This window comes from Methanocorpusculum petauri, from assembly GCF_026891975.1.
Classification (GTDB): Archaea; Halobacteriota; Methanomicrobia; order Methanomicrobiales; family Methanocorpusculaceae; genus Methanocorpusculum; species Methanocorpusculum petauri.
Map to the genome: position 1 here is coordinate 20,500 of NZ_JAPTGB010000016.1, position 17,179 is coordinate 37,678.

The 17,179-nt window shown below is 51.8% G+C and carries 17 protein-coding genes and 1 tRNA gene; 8 read left to right on the forward strand and 10 right to left on the reverse strand.

What is annotated here, in order from left to right; genetic code table 11:
* Positions 1-56: 56 nt before the first annotated feature.
* A complete protein-coding gene (locus tag O0S10_RS07750) occupies positions 57-1,421 on the reverse strand; it encodes a PFL family protein (RefSeq protein WP_268925314.1) in 1,365 nt (454 codons plus the stop codon).
* A 10-nt stretch (positions 1,422-1,431) separates the two neighbouring features.
* Entirely contained in the window at positions 1,432-1,704 is a 273-nt protein-coding gene (locus tag O0S10_RS07755; protein ID WP_268923393.1) for an ACT domain-containing protein, read from the reverse strand.
* A 119-nt stretch (positions 1,705-1,823) separates the two neighbouring features.
* Between O0S10_RS07755 and O0S10_RS07760 the strand changes: the two genes are divergently transcribed.
* Complete coding sequence (locus tag O0S10_RS07760) at positions 1,824-2,837, forward strand: tetratricopeptide repeat protein (RefSeq protein ID WP_268925315.1); 1,014 nt, start codon at positions 1,824-1,826, stop codon at positions 2,835-2,837.
* Entirely contained in the window at positions 2,838-4,259 is a 1,422-nt protein-coding gene (locus O0S10_RS07765; RefSeq protein WP_268925316.1) for a DHA2 family efflux MFS transporter permease subunit, read from the forward strand.
* Between the two features lie 5 nt (positions 4,260-4,264).
* On the opposite strand, the gene O0S10_RS07770 is transcribed toward O0S10_RS07765, so the two are convergent.
* Positions 4,265-4,336: transfer RNA gene (locus O0S10_RS07770), tRNA-Arg, on the reverse strand.
* Positions 4,337-4,391: 55 nt separating this feature from the next.
* A complete protein-coding gene (hypD, locus tag O0S10_RS07775; RefSeq protein WP_268925317.1) occupies positions 4,392-5,420 on the reverse strand; it encodes a hydrogenase formation protein HypD in 1,029 nt (342 codons plus the stop codon).
* 88 nt (positions 5,421-5,508) lie between these two features.
* Here hypD and O0S10_RS07780 point away from each other — a divergent pair, with 88 nt between their 5' ends.
* Positions 5,509-6,528: a mechanosensitive ion channel family protein gene (locus tag O0S10_RS07780; RefSeq protein ID WP_268925318.1), complete on the forward strand. Its 1,020-nt coding sequence runs from the start codon at positions 5,509-5,511 to the stop codon at positions 6,526-6,528.
* A gap of 89 nt (positions 6,529-6,617) precedes the next feature.
* Complete coding sequence (locus O0S10_RS07785; RefSeq protein ID WP_268925319.1) at positions 6,618-7,352, forward strand: SIMPL domain-containing protein; 735 nt, start codon at positions 6,618-6,620, stop codon at positions 7,350-7,352.
* Between the two features lie 6 nt (positions 7,353-7,358).
* Here O0S10_RS07785 and O0S10_RS07790 read toward each other — a convergent pair whose 3' ends face one another.
* Positions 7,359-8,033, reverse strand: coding sequence for a formate dehydrogenase accessory sulfurtransferase FdhD (locus O0S10_RS07790; RefSeq protein WP_268925320.1), 675 nt, complete (start codon positions 8,031-8,033; stop codon positions 7,359-7,361).
* Positions 8,030-8,353, reverse strand: a complete 324-nt coding sequence (locus tag O0S10_RS07795) for a transcriptional regulator (RefSeq protein WP_268925321.1) — start codon at positions 8,351-8,353, stop codon at positions 8,030-8,032. Before O0S10_RS07795 ends, O0S10_RS07790 begins: the two co-directional genes overlap by 4 nt.
* Before the next feature lie 33 nt (positions 8,354-8,386).
* On the opposite strand from O0S10_RS07795, the gene O0S10_RS07800 reads away from it, so the two are divergent.
* The 4 genes from O0S10_RS07800 (at position 8,387) to O0S10_RS07815 (ending at position 12,394) form a co-directional block, all read left to right on the forward strand.
* On the forward strand, positions 8,387-8,776 hold the full coding sequence (locus tag O0S10_RS07800) for a tape measure protein (protein WP_268925322.1): 390 nt from the start codon (positions 8,387-8,389) through the stop codon (positions 8,774-8,776).
* A gap of 185 nt (positions 8,777-8,961) precedes the next feature.
* Entirely contained in the window at positions 8,962-10,239 is a 1,278-nt protein-coding gene (thiC, locus tag O0S10_RS07805) for a phosphomethylpyrimidine synthase ThiC (RefSeq protein ID WP_268925323.1), read from the forward strand.
* Between the two features lie 78 nt (positions 10,240-10,317).
* Positions 10,318-11,061, forward strand: a complete 744-nt coding sequence (locus O0S10_RS07810) for a hypothetical protein (RefSeq protein WP_268925324.1) — start codon at positions 10,318-10,320, stop codon at positions 11,059-11,061.
* 109 nt (positions 11,062-11,170) lie between these two features.
* Complete coding sequence (locus O0S10_RS07815; protein WP_268925325.1) at positions 11,171-12,394, forward strand: ATP-binding protein; 1,224 nt, start codon at positions 11,171-11,173, stop codon at positions 12,392-12,394.
* 152 nt (positions 12,395-12,546) lie between these two features.
* On the opposite strand, the gene O0S10_RS07820 is transcribed toward O0S10_RS07815, so the two are convergent.
* Genes O0S10_RS07820 through O0S10_RS07835 form a run of 4 tightly spaced genes read right to left on the reverse strand, consistent with a single transcriptional unit; the run spans position 12,547 to position 17,117 of the window.
* Complete coding sequence (locus O0S10_RS07820; protein WP_268925326.1) at positions 12,547-13,950, reverse strand: Coenzyme F420 hydrogenase/dehydrogenase, beta subunit C-terminal domain; 1,404 nt, start codon at positions 13,948-13,950, stop codon at positions 12,547-12,549.
* The gene (locus tag O0S10_RS07825; protein ID WP_338148562.1) at positions 13,934-15,133 is read right to left on the reverse strand and encodes a polysaccharide pyruvyl transferase family protein; all 1,200 of its coding nucleotides are present in this window, start codon (positions 15,131-15,133) and stop codon (positions 13,934-13,936) included. Before O0S10_RS07825 ends, O0S10_RS07820 begins: the two co-directional genes overlap by 17 nt.
* Positions 15,133-16,131, reverse strand: coding sequence for a glycosyltransferase family 8 protein (locus tag O0S10_RS07830; RefSeq protein WP_268925327.1), 999 nt, complete (start codon positions 16,129-16,131; stop codon positions 15,133-15,135). The genes O0S10_RS07825 and O0S10_RS07830 overlap by 1 nt, the downstream gene beginning before the upstream one ends.
* Positions 16,128-17,117, reverse strand: coding sequence for a glycosyltransferase family 2 protein (locus O0S10_RS07835; protein WP_268925328.1), 990 nt, complete (start codon positions 17,115-17,117; stop codon positions 16,128-16,130). Before O0S10_RS07835 ends, O0S10_RS07830 begins: the two co-directional genes overlap by 4 nt.
* Positions 17,118-17,179: the final 62 nt, after the last annotated feature.

Below are 17,179 nucleotides of genomic sequence, written 5' to 3' on the forward strand. Positions count from 1 at the left end.
ATGAAAACGGCCGCGAGTTTCCGGTTTGCGGAACGTACCTCACCAAAAAATAAAAATTAATTTTTAAAACTGTGAATCGGAGCAGGAATTCTTCCGCCGCGATTCACAAAGTCAGCGCAGGAGAAGCGGTTGACCGGCTGGATTGGTGCATAGCCGAGAAGACCGCCGAATTCCACCATATCGCCGATGTCTTTGCCGATAACCGGAATCAGGCGGACAGCAGTGGTTTTCTGGTTAATCATACCGATTGCCGCTTCATCCGCAATGATTCCGGCAATGGTTGTTGCCGGAGTACTACCCGGAACTGCAATCATATCAAGACCAACCGAACAGACGCAGGTCATCGCCTCCAGTTTTTCCAGTGTCAGTGCACCGCGGTTCACCGCATCGATCATGCCCTGATCCTCACTGACCGGAATAAACGCGCCGGAAAGTCCGCCAACGAACGAACTTGCCATAACCCCGCCCTTCTTCACCTGATCATTCAGGAGTGCAAGAGCCGCCGTCGTGCCGGGTGCACCCACCGACTCAAGGCCCATCTCTTCCAGAATCCCGGCAACACTATCGCCGATTGCAGGAGTCGGTGCAAGAGAAAGATCCACAATACCGAACGGGACACCAAGCCGTTCGGACGCCTCCTGTGCAACGAGCTGACCGACCCGCGTCACCTTGAACGCAGTCTTCTTCACTGTCTCGCAGAGAACTTCAAAGTTCTTCCCCCGCACTGACTCAAGCGCATGCTTGACCACACCGGGGCCGCTGACGCCTACGTTGACGACGGCATCGGCTTCGGTCACGCCGTGGAATGCACCTGCCATGAACGGATTGTCATCGGGTGCATTACAGAAGACCACCAGTTTTGCACAGCCGAGTGAATCGTTCTCCTTCGTAGCCATTGCGGTCTCAAGAACAATCTCTCCCATCAGTTTCACGGCGTCCATATTAATGCCGGTCTTGGTTGATCCGATATTCACCGAACTGCACACCCGCTCGGTCTGGGAGAGTGCCAGGGGAATAGATCGGATCAGATTCTCATCCGCAGGCGTCATGCCTTTGGATACAAGGGCCGAGTAACCGCCAAGGAAGTTCACACCGGTATCGCGTGCTGCCTGATCCAGTGTCTTTGCAATCGTTACAAAATCCTCAGGTGTTTTACATGCCTGACCACCGACGAGCGCGATCGGCGTAACCGAGATACGTTTGTTGACGATGGGAATCCCGAACTCAAGCTCGATCGCTTTGCCGGTCGAAACAAGATCCTTTGCGACCCGCGTAATCTTTTCGTAGATCTTTGCGTTAAGTCTGTCAAGGTCTGCGTCGCAGCAGTCAAGCAGACTGATGCCAAGTGTAATCGTCCGGACATCGAGCTTTTCCTGCTCGATCATTTTGTTCGTCTCATTGACCTCGAAAATATTGATCATCCCGGCCTCCTCAGATGCGGTGCATCTTCGTAAAGATGTCCTCGTGCTGGCAGCGGATCTTCACGCCGATCTCTTCGCCGATCCTGTCAAGGTCCTGCACCATCTCACCAAACGGTTTGGGTGATGCAGTTGCGTCGGCGATCATCATCATGTTGAAGTAGCCCTGCACAATGGTCTGGGAGATGTCCTCAACGTTCACTTTGTTCTCCGCAAGGTAGCTGCACACCTTTGCAATAATCCCCACAGTGTCCTTTCCTACAACGGTAATAATGGTCTTTGTCATCCTCGATATTCCTCGCCGGTTCAAATGTCGTATATGCATTCGCGTTCCCGCGTCAAATAGATTGTTGCACGTTGTTCAGTCAGTACTCTTTTTCTCTTCAGCCTGCCAATAACAGATCTATGACACACCCCGTATCAGTACAGACAGCAGAACAACTGACGACAGAGCGGAAATTTTCGGATGCCGCAGATATCTACCGGAGTCTTTTGGAAATTGAGGAGAACAAAACCGACCCGACGCTCTGGTGCGGCCTTGGACGGGTGCTGATGCTGGATCAGCAGTTTTATGATGCTATTGATGCGTTCACCACAGCTGCCGGCCTTGATCCGGAGAATCCGGAAATCATGGCAGCTCTCGGGGATGCTCTTGCAACCGTGCATGAGTACGATGAGGCAAAACTGTGGTTTGAGAAGGCAGCATCCCTCAAGGATAATATCCGCTATCAGCTCAGAGCCGGCGACATGCTTGCATACCTCGGGAAGTACGACGAGGCATTGGTATATTATACGCTCCTTTCTTCAAAATATCCGGACAATGCGGATCTTCTGCACAACAAGGGAAAAGTTCTCCATCATCTCGGAAGAACAACTGATGCAATGAATACGATCATAGAGGAGATCCGGCTCAGAAAGGAGATGGTGGGGAGATCTCCCGATGCCCGTTCCTATGCAAAACTTGCGGCAGCCTATAAACGTATTGCACTGTGGCAGGAGGCAGAAGAGGCGTATGTCGAGGCGGTCCGTCTTGCGCCGGAGAACCCGGAGTATCATATGTTTCTTGGTTCTTCTCTTGTGATGAACGGAAAGGTGGCCGAGGGTGTTGCCGAGTATGAGGCGGCGGCAGAGATTTCCGGAGAGGATTTTTCGCGTCTGTCAGAGATTGCGGAGTCGGCAACGAAGTTTAAGATGTATGAAACGGCGATCCGGATTTATACGCGGGCGCTTGCGGTCCGGAATATCAATGGTGATGCGTGGTCGGGTATTGCGTATGCTCTTCTGATGCTGGATCAGAAGACCGAGGCTCAGGCGTTTTTTGAGATGGCAAAGGCAACGGGATCGATGCGGGAGATTCCGTGGGCCGACAAACTGCATAAAAGCTACAAGACTGAAGCACTGGATTTGGCATTTTCATAGATGTACCGTACCGTAACCGATTCATCCCATCTGAAAAAACTGCTTGCAGTGATAGCTCTGGCGATCTTTATTGATTCTCTGGACGGATCCATTGTGAATATTGCCCTGCCGACGATTGCGGAGGGATTTTCCGTGGATATGTCAACGGCGGCATGGGTTATCATGGCCTATTTTTTGTTTCTGGTAGGTCTTATTCCGCTGTTTGGCAAGATTGCGGATCACGGGCGACTACAGGAGATCTTTTGTGCAGGGTTTGTGGTGTTTACGATCGGGTCTGTTGCCTGCGGTCTTGCACCGGATCTTCTGATGCTGGTGGTATCCCGGGCGGTGCAGGGTGTGGGAGCTTCGATGATCGCGGTTGTGGCGCCGCTTCTGGTGGTGCGACTGATGCCGAAACGCCACTGGGGGATGGGAATGGGAATGGCAGCAACGGCGGGAGCGGTTGCGCTGGTGTTCGGTCCGGTTCTCGGCGGGATTCTGACGGAGTACCTGTCGTGGCACTGGTGTTTCTTTATCAATGTCCCGGTAGGTATTGCAGCGGTTGTTCTCGGCCTGCGGATTATTCCCAAAGCCGAACGCCAGCCGAGAATCAGGTTTGATCTGGCGGGTGCGGTGCTGATCTTTACGGCGATGGCATCGCTGATCTATCTGCTGGAGCGGGGGATTCCTCTCGGATGGATGAACCCGCAGGTGATCTTCTGCGGAGTTGTGTTTGCTGTGTCGGTGGTGACCTTTGTTGTCCGGGAACTTCGCACTCCAGATCCGATTCTGCGGATACGGGTGTTTCGATCCGTGCCGTTTACGTTTGTGGTCTCGTCGTACTTTTTGATTAGTATTGTGTATGCCGGATTTTTGTATATTATTCCGTTTTATATGTCGATTGTGCTGGGGATGTCACCTGCGGTGTCGGGACTGGTTCTTCTGATCAGTTCGGTGATTACGGCGGTGATGGGACTGCCGTCCGGTGCACTTTCGGATAAGATCGGTGCCCGCTGGCTGGTGACGGGAGCGGGGGTTGTGCGGGTGCTGTTCTGTCTGGTGATGGCAGTGATGATGCCTGAGTCCGGTCTTTTCTGGATTATTCTTCTGATGGTTTTGTCGGGTCTGACGTTCGGAATTTCCGGCGGTCCGTCAAGTGCCCGGATTATTGAGCATGCACCGGAGGGGGAAGGGGGAACCGGGTCGGTTGTGATGATGCTTGCGCAGTACAGCGGGATGGTGGTGGGTGTTGCCCTGTATGCACTGGTGTTTAATCTGACGGTTCCGGGAGCTGCGGATATTGCCGTGGGCCTTTTGGAGATGGAGCAGTTCCTGCCGGGCTTTCATATGACCGGCGTGTTTGGGGCGGTCGCATCGGCGGTTGTGGTGATCCTTTCGGTGGTGGTGAAGGATAAGATTGCGGGGATAAACGCAGAAAAATAAACTTACGCACCTGCCGGGATTTGAACCCGGGTCGAAAGCTCCGGAGGCTTCCAGGATATCCGCTACCCTACAAGTGCTTGGAAAAGAATGTGCCTTATTCTATTGCCCCTTTCAGTATAAAAAGAGTGAGGATTATTTTTGCAGCTGGTACTGATACCAGATCCGGCATGCCCCCTCATGGCTCACCATACAGGGACCGACCGGAACACGCGGCGTACAGGCTTTCCCATACAGCTTACAGTCGGATGGATCCGCAAGCCCCCGGAGCACCCGGTCACAGATGCAGCCTGAGTTCTTCGTCACCTTCGCATACACCAGATCAAACTTTTTCTGTGCATCAAACGCCGCAAACTCCGGTCTGAGCGCAAGACCCGAATCCGGGATCACCGGAAAACCGCGCCACTCCACATCAGTCGGCGTAAAGACTTCCTGCATCAGCTTCTGCGCCTTCACATTTCCTTCGCGGGTGACCACCCGCGGGTACGCATTCTCCACCTTCGCCTCACCATTCTCCACCTGTCGGGCAATCATCAGAAGGGACAGCAGAATATCCTCCGGTTCAAACCCTGCCACCACCTGCGGCACGGGAAACGCCTCATACTCATGATAGCCCATCACCGCACATACATGGCCCGGCAGAATAAACCCGTCCAGTGATGCCTCGCCCTGAGCCATCAGCCACTTCATCGCCGGAGGTACCAGCCGGTGCGACACAAGAATACTGAAATTCTCCGGAGGATTCGTCAGAAGCGTGGCCGCAACGGTCGGCACGGTCGTCTCAAACCCGACCGAGATGAACACAACCTCCTTCTCCGGATTCTGGCGGGCAATCTCAACTGCCTTAGCCGCGCCCTGTACAATCCGGACATCACCATTCACATGCTCAAGCGACGTCTTCGTCCCCGGAACACGGAGCAGATCCCCGTAGGTTGCCACAATGCAGCCGCGTTCCGCAAGCTCGCAGGCCGCGTCAATCTCTCCCTGCGGCGTAATACAGACCGGACACCCCGGTCCCATCACAATCTTCAGCTGCGGGGGCAGAACCGATCGGATACCGTACTTCGCAATCGCTGCCTCGTGCGTACCGCACACATGCATAATCCGGATATCCCGATCAACCACCTCGGCAAGCATCTTTGCCATATCAGTTCCGATGGTCATGAATTACTGTTAGTATTGTGCCTGCCAGTACAAATACTCATTGACCTGTTGCGAAGGTATAGGTTGTTTCGGGACGAACGTAAGTGATATGCTTGAACTGGATGAGCTGTTTATGGGCGGAGGGATTCTGCTCATCGGCATCTCTGCATCAGTTATTGTGGGGATTGCCACACACTTCCTGCTGCGGTATCTCCATCACAAGAGTGCCCGGTTCCTTGTCAATGCATTCGGCTATCCGATTGCCGGATTCATTCTGGCAACAACCATCTATATCGCCTTTGATACCTACATGCCGGATCTGCTGAAGATCAACACCAGATATTATGATGCACTGCTGGTGTTTCTCTGCATCTGGACGGTGTACCGCATCGGCATGAGTACCGTTGACCACTTCTATCCAAGCGATCATCACGAACCAAGCAGGGCAGGACCTATCCTTAAATTCACCCTCCGGGTCATCATCTGGGGATTCGGCGTAATGATGATTCTCAACACGCTGAACATCAATATCACCCCGCTTCTGGCAGGTGCCGGCATCGCCGGAATCGCGGTCGCCCTTGCGGCTCAGGATGTTCTCGGAAATATTTTCGGCGGCGTGGTGCTCTATATGGACACGCCGTTCCGGGTCGGCGACTGGGTAAAGGTGAGCGGGCAGTTTGGCGAGGTGCTGCAGATCGGGCCGCGAAGTACGCGGATCAAAACCCTCGACTCACAACTGATGACCATTCCCAACTCAAAAATCGCAGGCGATGCAGTGATCAACTTCTCGGCCCCGCAGGAGTACATGCTGATCCGCCTGAAAATCGGAGTTGCCTACGGTTCGGATGTGGAACTGGTGAAAAAAACGATGAAGGATGCGGTGGACAATGTGTTTGCCAAAACACCGTATCTTTCGCACGACGAACCGGTCGAGACGAACTTTCTGTCATTCGGTGATTCAAGTCTGAACTTTGAGCTGGTGATCTGTGCGGGAAAACCACTGTATTATTATGCGGCAATTGATGCGGTGAACAGTGAGATTGACCGGCTGTTTCGCGAGAGAAATATCTCGATTCCTTTCCCGCAGCGGGAAGTCAGGATTCTCAATATGCCGGACAAAGGTCTCTGATCTTTTTTTCTTTTTTCAAAACTACCGGAATTTTGGTAGTTTACCATAGCTATATGAATGATTGAGGGTAATTATTCATCTGATACATAATGAGAAAAAGTGCAGTCGCAGTTCTTGTGCTGTTTGCAGTGTTTGCCCTTCTTGTGCTCCCCGCAGCAGCAGAGAACTCCCAGACAGACCGGGTGATTCTTACGTCCGGTTACGGAGAGTCGGTGACGACTCCGGATAAGGTTATGATCAGTTTTGCAGTTGAAACAACCGATCCGGATGCAAAGATCGCGCAGCAACAGAATGCCGAACAGATTGCGGCAGTTGTTGCGGCGCTGAAAAATGCAGGTATTACAGAAAATAATCTGAAGACGACCGGATACAATATTTACTCATACACCATCGGTGAGTACAATCCGGGAAAGTGGCCGAACGGTACGGAGGTCTATCAGGTCCGCAATACTATTCAGATGACGTCGTATGATGTGTCAAAGGCCGGTGAGTATATTGACGCCGCGGTTGGCGCAGGAGCAAACAGTGTGAGCAGTTTACAGTTCGGCCTTTCCGATGCAAAACAGGTATCCGAGCGTAACAAGGCTCTTGTTGCCGCGGTTACCGCTGCACGGGCTGATGCCAACGCCGTTGCCTCGGCTCTTGGTGTGAACATCGTTTCAACCGGTACGGTTTCGGTGGATCAGAGCAGATACTCGGTTTCCTACAACTCGGCGGAGACAATGCTGATGAAGGCGGATGCCACTGCAGCCGGAGTTCCCACAACGATTCAGTCCGGCGAGCTGAAGACAACAGCAACCGTTTCGGTTGTGTATACCTACTAACTTTTTTTACACAATCCGTTCCGGATGGGTGTGGATCTTTTTGTGCGGAAGGTCGATGAGGGTGAGGTTCCCGGTTTTGGCAAGTTCTACAGCCAGAGCGGTCGGCGGCTGGTATGCAGCGAGGATGGAGAAGCCGGCGTTGAGGGTTTTTCGTATGGTGTCGGCGGTTGGTTTGCCGGAGATGATGAGGGCGGCGGCGGCAGGCTGCAGACCTGCATGAAGGAGGAGGCCGCATGCTTTGTCGATTGCCGTCGGCTGGCTGAGGTCGCCTGCGGTGAAGAGTGTGTTGTCCGGCAGGGCGGCGGCGGCACAGAAACCTCCGGCAGCAAGAATATTCTGCGGGAACGGTATCGTGAGGGTGTCAGCCCGCATGGTGATGCCGTCTGAGATGACCGGCAGCCGTGCGGGGTCAAGGTAGGATGCAGTGCCGCCGCATCCGGAGATGACGGTACGTTTGGGGAGGAGAACCCTGAAGGGATTTTTGGTGAGGACGCCAATCGTTGTCCCATCAATCATGATCGATTCGATCTCGTCGGCGGCAGTGATTGCTTCGGTTGCGAGATAACCGCGGGCGAACTCTTCGGGAAGGTCGGGAAGCATGAGAACCGAGAGAAGGTTTCTGCCGTTGACAGTCAGGGCGAATGCCTGTTCGTTGAAAAGACCGTTCGAGAAGCTGTTCATGCGTTGTGTCCGCCGCAGGTTTCACTGCCGCGAAGGTGACGGCAGATGATGCAGAACTCTTCGCCGAGTTTGTCTTCGGTGATCGTTCCGCTGTTGATGTCTTCGGCAAGTCTGCCGATGAGTTCTTTGATGTCGTCGTCGAAGACGATGCGGTATCCCCGTTTGCCGGAGAGATACTGGGATACGGCGGATGGAGCAACTGACAGGGCTTTGGCAACTTTGATCTGGGATACGCCGCGATTGACCAGTTCGGCGGCAAGGGCTGCCTGCATGGCAGGGATGATGTCCCAGACAATTTCCTGACAGGGTACTTTTACCATGTTTACTAATTCTCGCTGTGAACGGTATTAAAGATGTGTTTTCAGGCTGTGCCGTCACCGGCAAAATTATATACCGACGAGACCTACCACGAGAGTATCATGCGAAAACTTTCTGCGGATCTTGCGGTGCCGATCAAGGTTGCTTCGGTTGCGGCGGGTTCGGCACTCGGGGGATTTGCCGGAAAGCAGATCGGCGGTCTTGCCGGACGGGCGGTTCCGGTCATCGGCGGGACGATCGGAAAGGCGACCGGCAAGTACATCGGAGTGACGCTCGGCGGACTTGCTGGAGAGGTTGCAGGCGATAAGCTTGCGGAGGTTATTGTGCCTGCTGTGCTGGATGCGGCAGAGCCGGGATACATCCGGGTGGATGTACGGGAAGATCACCGCCCGCCAAAATTTTTCGAACGGATGATGGATCACTGAGAACAAATCAGCTTGCGGTCCGCATCGACAAACTGTTCTTCAATACAACTTTTCTTTTGCAATTCTTCTGCTGCTCCGTATTATCTGTGCTGATATCGTGTCCAATTGTCCGTTTCACAAATTAAATTGTATTTTATTTAATGAAAATAAGATAGTTTATATTGTATCCATCCCGATTACTATCCATGACTATTGTGGAAGACGCAAAACGCGGACTTATCACGGAAGAGATGAAAGTCGTTGCAGCCGCTGAAGGCGTGACCGAGGATTTTGTCCGCCGCGGTATTGCCGGCGGACATATGGTGATTCCGATGAGCCCCTACCGGAAAGTGAAGCTTTGCGGTATCGGTTCGGGCCTGCGTACAAAGGTGAACGCATCAATTGGTACATCGTCTGATATTGTGAATGTGGAGGAGGAGATCGAGAAAGCCCGTCAGGCAGAGCTTGCGGGTGCGGACTCGCTGATGGAGCTTTCGACCGGCGGGGATTTTCTTGATATCCGCCGGCGTGTGATTGAGGCGACGACGCTTTCTGTGGGTTCGGTTCCTCTGTATCAGGCGTTTATTGAGGCGGCCCGCAAGAAAGGCGGTGTGGTCTTTATGGATGAGGATGATCTGTTTACGATCACGGAGGAACAGGCGAAACTCGGTACGAATTTTATGGCGATTCACACGGGTATCAATTATGAGACGGTGAAGCGGCTGAAGCATCAGGGACGTCATGGTGGTCTGGTGTCCCGCGGCGGTGCGTTTATGACGGCCTGGATGCTGCATAATGAGCAGGAAAATCCGCTGTACCGCAGGTTCGATTATCTGGTGGAGATTTTAAAAGAGCATGAGGTTACGCTTTCGTTCGGAAACGGTATGCGGGCGGGTGCCTGTCATGATGCGACAGATCGGGCGGCGATTCAGGAGCTGCTGATTAATGCGGAGCTTGCGGATCAGGCGCATGCGGCAGGTGTTCAGTGTATTATGGAGGGTCCGGGACATATTCCGCTGGATGAGATTGCGGCCAATGTGCAGCTGGAGAAGCGGGTGACGAATAATAAGCCGTTCTATATGCTCGGTCCCCTGGTGACGGATATTGCCCCGGGCTATGATGATCGCGTTGCGGCTATCGGTGCTTCGGTTTCTTCTGCGGCGGGTGCGGACTTTATCTGTTATGTGACGCCGGCAGAGCATCTTGCTCTGCCGACACCGGAAGAGGTGTATGAGGGAGTGATCAGTTCCCGGATTGCTGCCCACGTGGGAGATATGGTGAAGCTTCCGAAGACCCGTGAGGCGGATCTGGAGATGGGCCATGCACGACGCGATCTTGACTGGGAACGCCAGTATGCAGTTTCGCTGAATGCAAAGAAGGCACGGGAGATCCGGAGTGCACGGATGCCGGCAGATACGGATGCGTGTACGATGTGCGGCGATTTTTGTGCGATTAAGATTGTGCAGAAGAACTTCCACTTCTAATCTTTTTTTGCCCGAATTTTTTTCTGCAAATCTGTTCCGGTATGCTTATGTCTCACCCCGCAGTATTCTTTTGCATCTATGAAGCAGTTGATTGCCGCGACAATTTCAACATTCATCAAAGCGTATGCGGGACGGCCCGGGATTGTTACACGGTGGGGTGATCCGATTGTGGGATTCTGCGATGCGAAAAGTTCTGCACTGCGGGAGCTGAAGCATTCCGTTTCTCCGGATCATCTGTTGCCGGAGGATCTTCTCGCGGATGCGAATGTGGTGGTCGCGTACTTTCTGCCGTTTACGCGGGATCTTGCGGAGACGAACCGTTCCGGTACGATCGCGTCGTTTGCGTGGGCGCGGGCGTATGCGGAGACGAATGCCCTGTTTGCGGAGCTGAACGATCAGCTGGCGGAACTGATCCGTTCTCGCGGGGGAACAGCGGCTGTGCCGGGTGCGGCGGCGGGTTTTGCGGGGGAGTCGCTGATGAGCAGATGGTCGCACCGTCATTTTGCGGTGCTGGCAGGTCTCGGGACGTTCGGGGTGAATAATATGCTGATCACAAAGGCCGGCTGCTGCGGGCGGGTGAGTTCGTTTGCGGCACGGATTCCGGTTGAGCCGGACATGCCGCTTTCGGGGGAACTGTGTCTGTACAAACAGAGTGGAGGGTGCGGGAAGTGTTTTGCACGCTGCCCGTCCGGGGCGCTTTCTGCGGAGGGTTTTGATCGACGGCGGTGTTTTGCGGTGTGTATGGAGAATGCGGCGTTGTATCCCGGCTGTGATGTGTGCGGGAAGTGTGTGGTTGGTGTGCCGTGTTCGTTCCGGAGATAAAGATGTTTCTGGGTATGGGCAGAACATGTTGTCTTACGGAGAATATTTTTAGGGTTATAACCCTAAACATATGGTAAGAGTCCGGAATGTTTCCGGGTATAACCCTGTCATGTCAATAATTCCCCGCAATCAGTATATGCAGCAGATTCTGCCGTATCGAGATCAGCCTTTCATCAAGGTGATTACCGGGATACGGCGCTGCGGCAAGTCGGTGATTCTTTCCCTGCTTGAGACGGAGCTTCGCAAAAGCGGCGTTTCCGATTCGCATATTATCCGGATCAATTTTGAGAATCTGGATTATTCTGAGATCACTTCGGCAAAAGAGCTGGACCGGTATGTGAAGGATCGGATGACGGATGCAACGAGATATTATGTTCTGCTGGATGAGATTCAGGAGGTTGCGGGTTGGGAGAAGGCGGTCAACTCATTGTTGGCTGACGGCAGGGCTGATATCTATCTGACGGGTTCAAACTCCCGTCTGTTGTCTTCGGAGCTTGCGACGTACATTGCGGGAAGGTATGTGGAGATTCCGGTACAGACGTTGTCATTTTCGGAGTTTCTGGAGTTTGCCGAGTGCCGGACGGGGGAGCGGCCTGCTGACGTTCATGCGGCGTTTCTCTCCTATCTGCGCGTGGGCGGGTTTCCGGTGATTCATACTGCGGAGTACACGCCCGAGTCGATGGAAAAAATTGTATATGATATTTATTCGTCTGCCATTCTCCGGGATACGGTGCAGCGGTATAATATCCGGAATATTGATCTGCTGGAGCGGGTTGTGGGGTATGTGTTTGAGAATGTGGGAAATATTTTTTCGGCGAAGAATGTGGCGGATTATTTTAAGAGTCAGCACCGGAAGGTGGATCTGAATACGGTCTATAATTATCTGAATGCGCTGGAGAGTGCGTTTATTATCCGGCGGATTCCCCGCTATGATCTCCGGGGGCGGGAGGTTCTTGCAACGATGGAGAAGTATTATGTGGGTGATGTGTCGCTGATTTATGCGCTGATGGGGTATAAGGATCGGATGATTGCGGGGATTTTGGAGAATCTGGTGATGCAGGAACTGAGCCGTCGGGGATACCGGGTGTTTGTGGGGAAACAGGATGGGCGTGAAGTGGATTTTGTGGCGGAACGACAGGACGAGCGAGTGTATGTGCAGGTCTGTTTCCGGATGGAGTCGGAGGAGACGGCAAGGCGTGAGTTTGCGCCGCTTCTGGAGATTCGGGATCATTATCCGAAGTTTGTGGTGAGTATGGATGAGGTGTGGCGGGAGAATGTGGATGGGGTCCGGCATGTCCCTATCGCGGATTTTCTGCTGATGGACGGATATTAATTTCTGTGTCCTTCTTTTTTGTTCTGATGTTCGGATTTGTACACAATGTTGTGATGACCGATTTTCACCTCCGGAAATGAAAATTTTCTAATGTGCGGGATGATATCTTTACTGTCGAAGTCCTAAGATCAAAAGAGGTTTGGGGTATGGTATCAGGACTGCCTACACCATTTCCGCAGATGCCGCAGCAGGTATCCGGGTGCATGCTTTCCCATCCACAGCAGATGCAGGATTGTTTTGCAGATTCTGATCAAAAGCGGCCTGTCCGCATAGGCTGCATCGAACCATTCACTGACTCCTGCATAACCGTCTGCGGTTTTCATCCGGCTCTTCTGCTGAATCTCCAGACATTTCCGGCATTCATCGCGTTCAAGAAAACTGAGATTCTTTCCTGACCCGGGTTCTACCCGTTTTGCCGGCGGGTGTTCGCCGTTTTCCTGCATGAGGTGAAGACGGTAGGACAGCATCTCGCGTTTCCAGCACAGCTGGTTTGCTGAACGGAGAATCAGGTCAACCCCGCAAATATTTCCTTCCAGAGAGTTGGATGTTATGCCGTCTATGAAAATCTGATCGACGAGCGGAGATCGGGAAATCCAAAGACTGGTTCCTCGAAGTTCCTGTGAGTACTCGGGTAGCCATGCATCCATAAAAACGACATCCGCACATTCTGCCCAGATGTCATCACAACAATCACAGGAATGTAATGAACAAAACCGGCTGCCAAACATGTTCCACATCTGTTGGGATCCATCCCACTTTTGCGCTGTTTTTGTTCCACTTACGCCGACAAACTGGAATGTAAACAGTACACGGGGAACGGTGTTGGATTTGCAGCGATAGGAGACACGGGCAACCTTTTCCTGTAATCCTGAGCAGTACGCGGCATATCCGGTGAAGTTGGCACTTGGCAGGTGATTGCAGGTAAGTCCTGCCATCACCACTATCCGTTCCCGCAGTTTCGGGATTCGTTGCTGCGCAAGCCGCAGGCCTTTGAGTACACAGGGCAGAGCAATGACGGCATACCGTTTGTCTTCGGTCATTATTTTTCGGAGCATACCGGAGATTTCAACCGGATAATATACGGATCCGGTTCCCTTTCTCACTTCTTCGGGTGTTGCTGCCGAGCAGAACTGGAATAGCCGCCCGTCACCGGCATGTTCCACACAGATCACTGCATCGACGATCTGTTTGTGAAGCAGTTCTTCGAGGAACCATGTGGCAAGTCCTCCGGAGGCGGAGGCCATGCGATGTTCGGTATCCGTAACAGCTCCGACACCGCAGGAGAGATAGTAGCCGGTTTCCAGTCGGTGGTGTATGCCGGGAATTTTACTGAACAGAATTTTTCCGAGTTCGTTTTCGTCCGGGTTGCCCGTGAGGAAGGGGCAGACTTTTTCACAGAGGCCGCAGTGGGTTGTGCATTCGCGATGTTTTCCGGGATTGTACTCGCCGTATCGGTTCAGCTCCATTACAAGATTCTGCTCAGGACACATGCCGGCACAGACGCCGCAACCGCAGCAGAACCCGGAGGCAACGGTTGTTTCAAGGACTGTCGACACTGGTCACCCCTTCGATACTTTCTGTGTTCATTACTGCCTTCGTAAGGTATTCCAGAGAATGTGTTCGCAAAACGGTAAGTTTTTTTTCGACTGTGTCCCAGTCAATCTCAGAATGTATGGTGGTGATCTCTGATGCGGATGAGACCAGCCTGTTGCGAAGCCCAAGTGAGGTTAAGAGATCAGCTACCCGAGTATTGTTGGATTCCTGTTGGATGGTGTAGAACGGTGTTTTGTTGATGAGAGAGAAAATTGTTCCGTGATAGGAATCGGTGACGACAAACGCGGCGTGGGCAAAATACCACGGGAACTCTTCGGGAGGAATGTAGGTTTCTTTTGGGTAGATCTTGTCTTTTCCATTCCCGACATAGATCACTCTTTTCAGGTTGTATGTCTTTCTCAAACGGTCGGATAATCCCAAAACGCTGTTTTTACCCAGACGGGAATTTTGGAATGGGCCGGCAAGGGAGTACACAAAAATAAAATTACTGAGATTTTCTGAGAATCGGGGTGATTCGAAAAAGTTGTTCCAGTGTTTTTGTGTGAGAAGCAGTGTGGGATCAAGTACTGGGACAACCGGTTTTTTGCTGAGTTGTTCGAGATATGGTGTTGCGGATCCTTCACGTACAGAGATATTGGTGTAGGTCTGGAGATATTTTTGTAGTTCTGATCGGTAGGTTGGTTCCAAAGAAGGACCGCCCATGGAAACAGCATATGCTATACTGCGGATGGATGACGGGACAAATGCGAGGAAGTATGCCGGATCAAGTTGTCCATTCGTTAGCTTGGGATTCCAGATCTGATCACTGCCGGAGATACAACAGGTATAGTCCATTTCAGATGCAGAGAGTTCTTCAAACGTATGGGCGGATGCCGGAGATAGATTCAGGCAGTGATACTGTGAGGACGCAAAGTATTTCTGCCTCCGCCGTATCGTTCCAAAATTCAGCAGATCCATGTAGCAACCGTAGAAAAATTTCAAAAATTTCTGACACACGGTGTCTGTAGGTAATGTTATTCGGTGTCTGTGTTTGTACACCTGTTCCAGATATTTTGGAGCATAATCAATAATTTCCACACGGTGACCTTGTTCTCTTAAGATTGTCTGTAATGCATATGCCTGAAGAAATGCTCCATAATTCTCTGCCCGGTGAAAGGTAATGATTCCAATCTTCTCCGGCATCATTACCACCGCAGTTTTTTCACGCCGCGTACGTCATTCCATCCGCGACGAAGGAGATTAGAGAGGAATGTGCGCAAATTTAAGATACTTCCAGTTAAAACACGTTTGTCAAGTGGAGCACGATACGTCATTAACTGAATCGTGGAGTATATTTTTTCAAAGGTATCTCCCCACGGTGATAGAGAGAGATATTTCCAGTACTCTTTAGCAGCCGGATAATCAATATCCCTCCATGGTTTTTCACAAAAAATATAGTGAACACAACTGGATTTATAGCAATCACCCTGATCTAAACCCGCAGGCAGATTGTATTTTTCTGGAAGAAATAGTATGTCATTTGCAAAAATGATGTTCAGAATATCCTGATCAGGTAACGGGAGATCGGGGTGGTTCATAAGAATTTCCTTGGTACTCTCAACAATCGTATAATCGTCACGTATTTTTCGCAGATTCATGAGGAGAACACCTGAGTTAAAGTAACCCTCTGTTGGAATTCCAACTTTCTTACAATAGCGTAACCGGGAATTTTTCCAGTATTCGGGTCCATGATCTCTACAGCAGGCAACAGCAAACTCTTCTCCCACCAATCTTCGTTTCCATATTTCGGCAAGATCAGTATTCACAACAATATCTCCATCAAGATAAATGATCCAATCAAGATCCACTAAGAGATCTGGGGAAAATATTCGGAAAAATGCAGATGGCGGCCATCCGGGAGAAAAATATCCAAGGCCGCCCCGGGTATGGAGTACGTAATTCGGTAAAACGATGTGATGATAGAAGATTTTCACACCGAATTGCTCTTCCAGCTGCCGATACTTCTCCTGATTATCCCGGTACCCGGGAGAGTCCTTATGCAGATTTTCATCGTACAACAGATGTACCGTTACCGGCAGGGAACAGTTCATCACAAGAGAGGTTATCGTAACGCCGATGTGCTGATTGTACGGATCGGCCAAATCCCACATGCCAAACATCACATGCAATCGTTCTTCTCTCATGCCTTCTCCTCATCCCATTTGTGACGCCAAACGATCGTATTGAAAATCTCATGAACCCGCATCCAGAGCGGTGTGGGAAGATAGGACAAAACCCGCAGTAATCTCTTATGCCGCTTCCACCCAACCGTTACGCGGGAAAGCTGATCCCGTGCCTCCGTGTGATTGCCGCGATCCAGATTATTCAAAACCGTTGAGAGAATCCATCGCTCATGATAACTCACGATCTCGGATGTTTGATCAGCCGCCGACAACTCCGTATCTGCGGGAACCTGCACCACAAATCCTCTGCTGTATTTGCAGAGTGATGAAGGAAGCTCCGCCAGATAGGTTCCAAGCAGCTGCGGTTCATATGCGACCTCATGAAGTAACGCCATTCGCGTAATCAGATCCGTGTCCTCTCCTATCACATACTCCGTCTTGAACAGTCCGATATCCAGAACCGCCTCACGCTCACACACCACACAAAACGTCTGGATGGCAAAACCGTCATACTCCATGCTTGACCGGAAAATATCGATGTAACCGCGGGGAACCGACATAATTCTGTTCATCACATGCCCGTCCTGAAACTTCCAGCGGTGTCCCCCGATGAACATCTTTGCCGCCGGAAAATCTCTGACAAGCTTCGCCATCACCGCCAGATACTCCGGCACCCAGAGATCATCCGCATCCAGAAACGCCACATACCTCCCGCGGGCCGCAAGGATACCATCGTTTCTCGCATTCGCCGCGCCCTTCCCCGACTGCACCACAAACCGGAACCTCTCCGGCTCTGCCGCCGCAAACTCCCGGCAGATCCCATCCGTATTGTCCGAAGACACCCCGCCGATCATCACCACCTCATACGACAAACACGTCTGCGCAAGCACTGACGCAATCGTATCCCGGATATACGGTTCCTTATTGTACACCGGCATAATTACCGAAAACAGGGGTGCTGTCTCCGTACTCAACCGCTCAACCTCAACTGACTTTGCAGAACTCATACCTTGATTCCAGACAAAAACGCGAAAGCTCACGCTCCCCGCGAAAGAAAATTTCATATATC

Bases quoted from the DNA above. Each gene is read 5' to 3' on its own strand.
- O0S10_RS07765 (WP_268925316.1), top strand. From the start codon at position 2,838: ATGTACCGTACCGTAACCGATTCATCCCATCTGAAAAAACTGCTTGCA.
- O0S10_RS07830 (WP_268925327.1), bottom strand. From the start codon at position 16,131: ATGAGAGAAGAACGATTGCATGTGATGTTTGGCATGTGGGATTTGGCC.
- O0S10_RS07750 (WP_268925314.1), bottom strand. From the start codon at position 1,421: ATGATCAATATTTTCGAGGTCAATGAGACGAACAAAATGATCGAGCAG.
- O0S10_RS07810 (WP_268925324.1), top strand. From the start codon at position 10,318: ATGAAGCAGTTGATTGCCGCGACAATTTCAACATTCATCAAAGCGTAT.
- thiC (WP_268925323.1), top strand. From the start codon at position 8,962: ATGACTATTGTGGAAGACGCAAAACGCGGACTTATCACGGAAGAGATG.
- O0S10_RS07760 (WP_268925315.1), top strand. From the start codon at position 1,824: ATGACACACCCCGTATCAGTACAGACAGCAGAACAACTGACGACAGAG.
- O0S10_RS07800 (WP_268925322.1), top strand. From the start codon at position 8,387: ATGTGTTTTCAGGCTGTGCCGTCACCGGCAAAATTATATACCGACGAG.
- O0S10_RS07790 (WP_268925320.1), bottom strand. From the start codon at position 8,033: ATGAACAGCTTCTCGAACGGTCTTTTCAACGAACAGGCATTCGCCCTG.
- hypD (WP_268925317.1), bottom strand. From the start codon at position 5,420: ATGACCATCGGAACTGATATGGCAAAGATGCTTGCCGAGGTGGTTGAT.
- O0S10_RS07835 (WP_268925328.1), bottom strand. From the start codon at position 17,117: ATGAGTTCTGCAAAGTCAGTTGAGGTTGAGCGGTTGAGTACGGAGACA.
- O0S10_RS07815 (WP_268925325.1), top strand. From the start codon at position 11,171: ATGTCAATAATTCCCCGCAATCAGTATATGCAGCAGATTCTGCCGTAT.
- O0S10_RS07785 (WP_268925319.1), top strand. From the start codon at position 6,618: ATGAGAAAAAGTGCAGTCGCAGTTCTTGTGCTGTTTGCAGTGTTTGCC.
- O0S10_RS07755 (WP_268923393.1), bottom strand. From the start codon at position 1,704: ATGACAAAGACCATTATTACCGTTGTAGGAAAGGACACTGTGGGGATT.
- O0S10_RS07825 (WP_338148562.1), bottom strand. From the start codon at position 15,133: ATGATGCCGGAGAAGATTGGAATCATTACCTTTCACCGGGCAGAGAAT.
- O0S10_RS07780 (WP_268925318.1), top strand. From the start codon at position 5,509: ATGCTTGAACTGGATGAGCTGTTTATGGGCGGAGGGATTCTGCTCATC.
- O0S10_RS07795 (WP_268925321.1), bottom strand. From the start codon at position 8,353: ATGGTAAAAGTACCCTGTCAGGAAATTGTCTGGGACATCATCCCTGCC.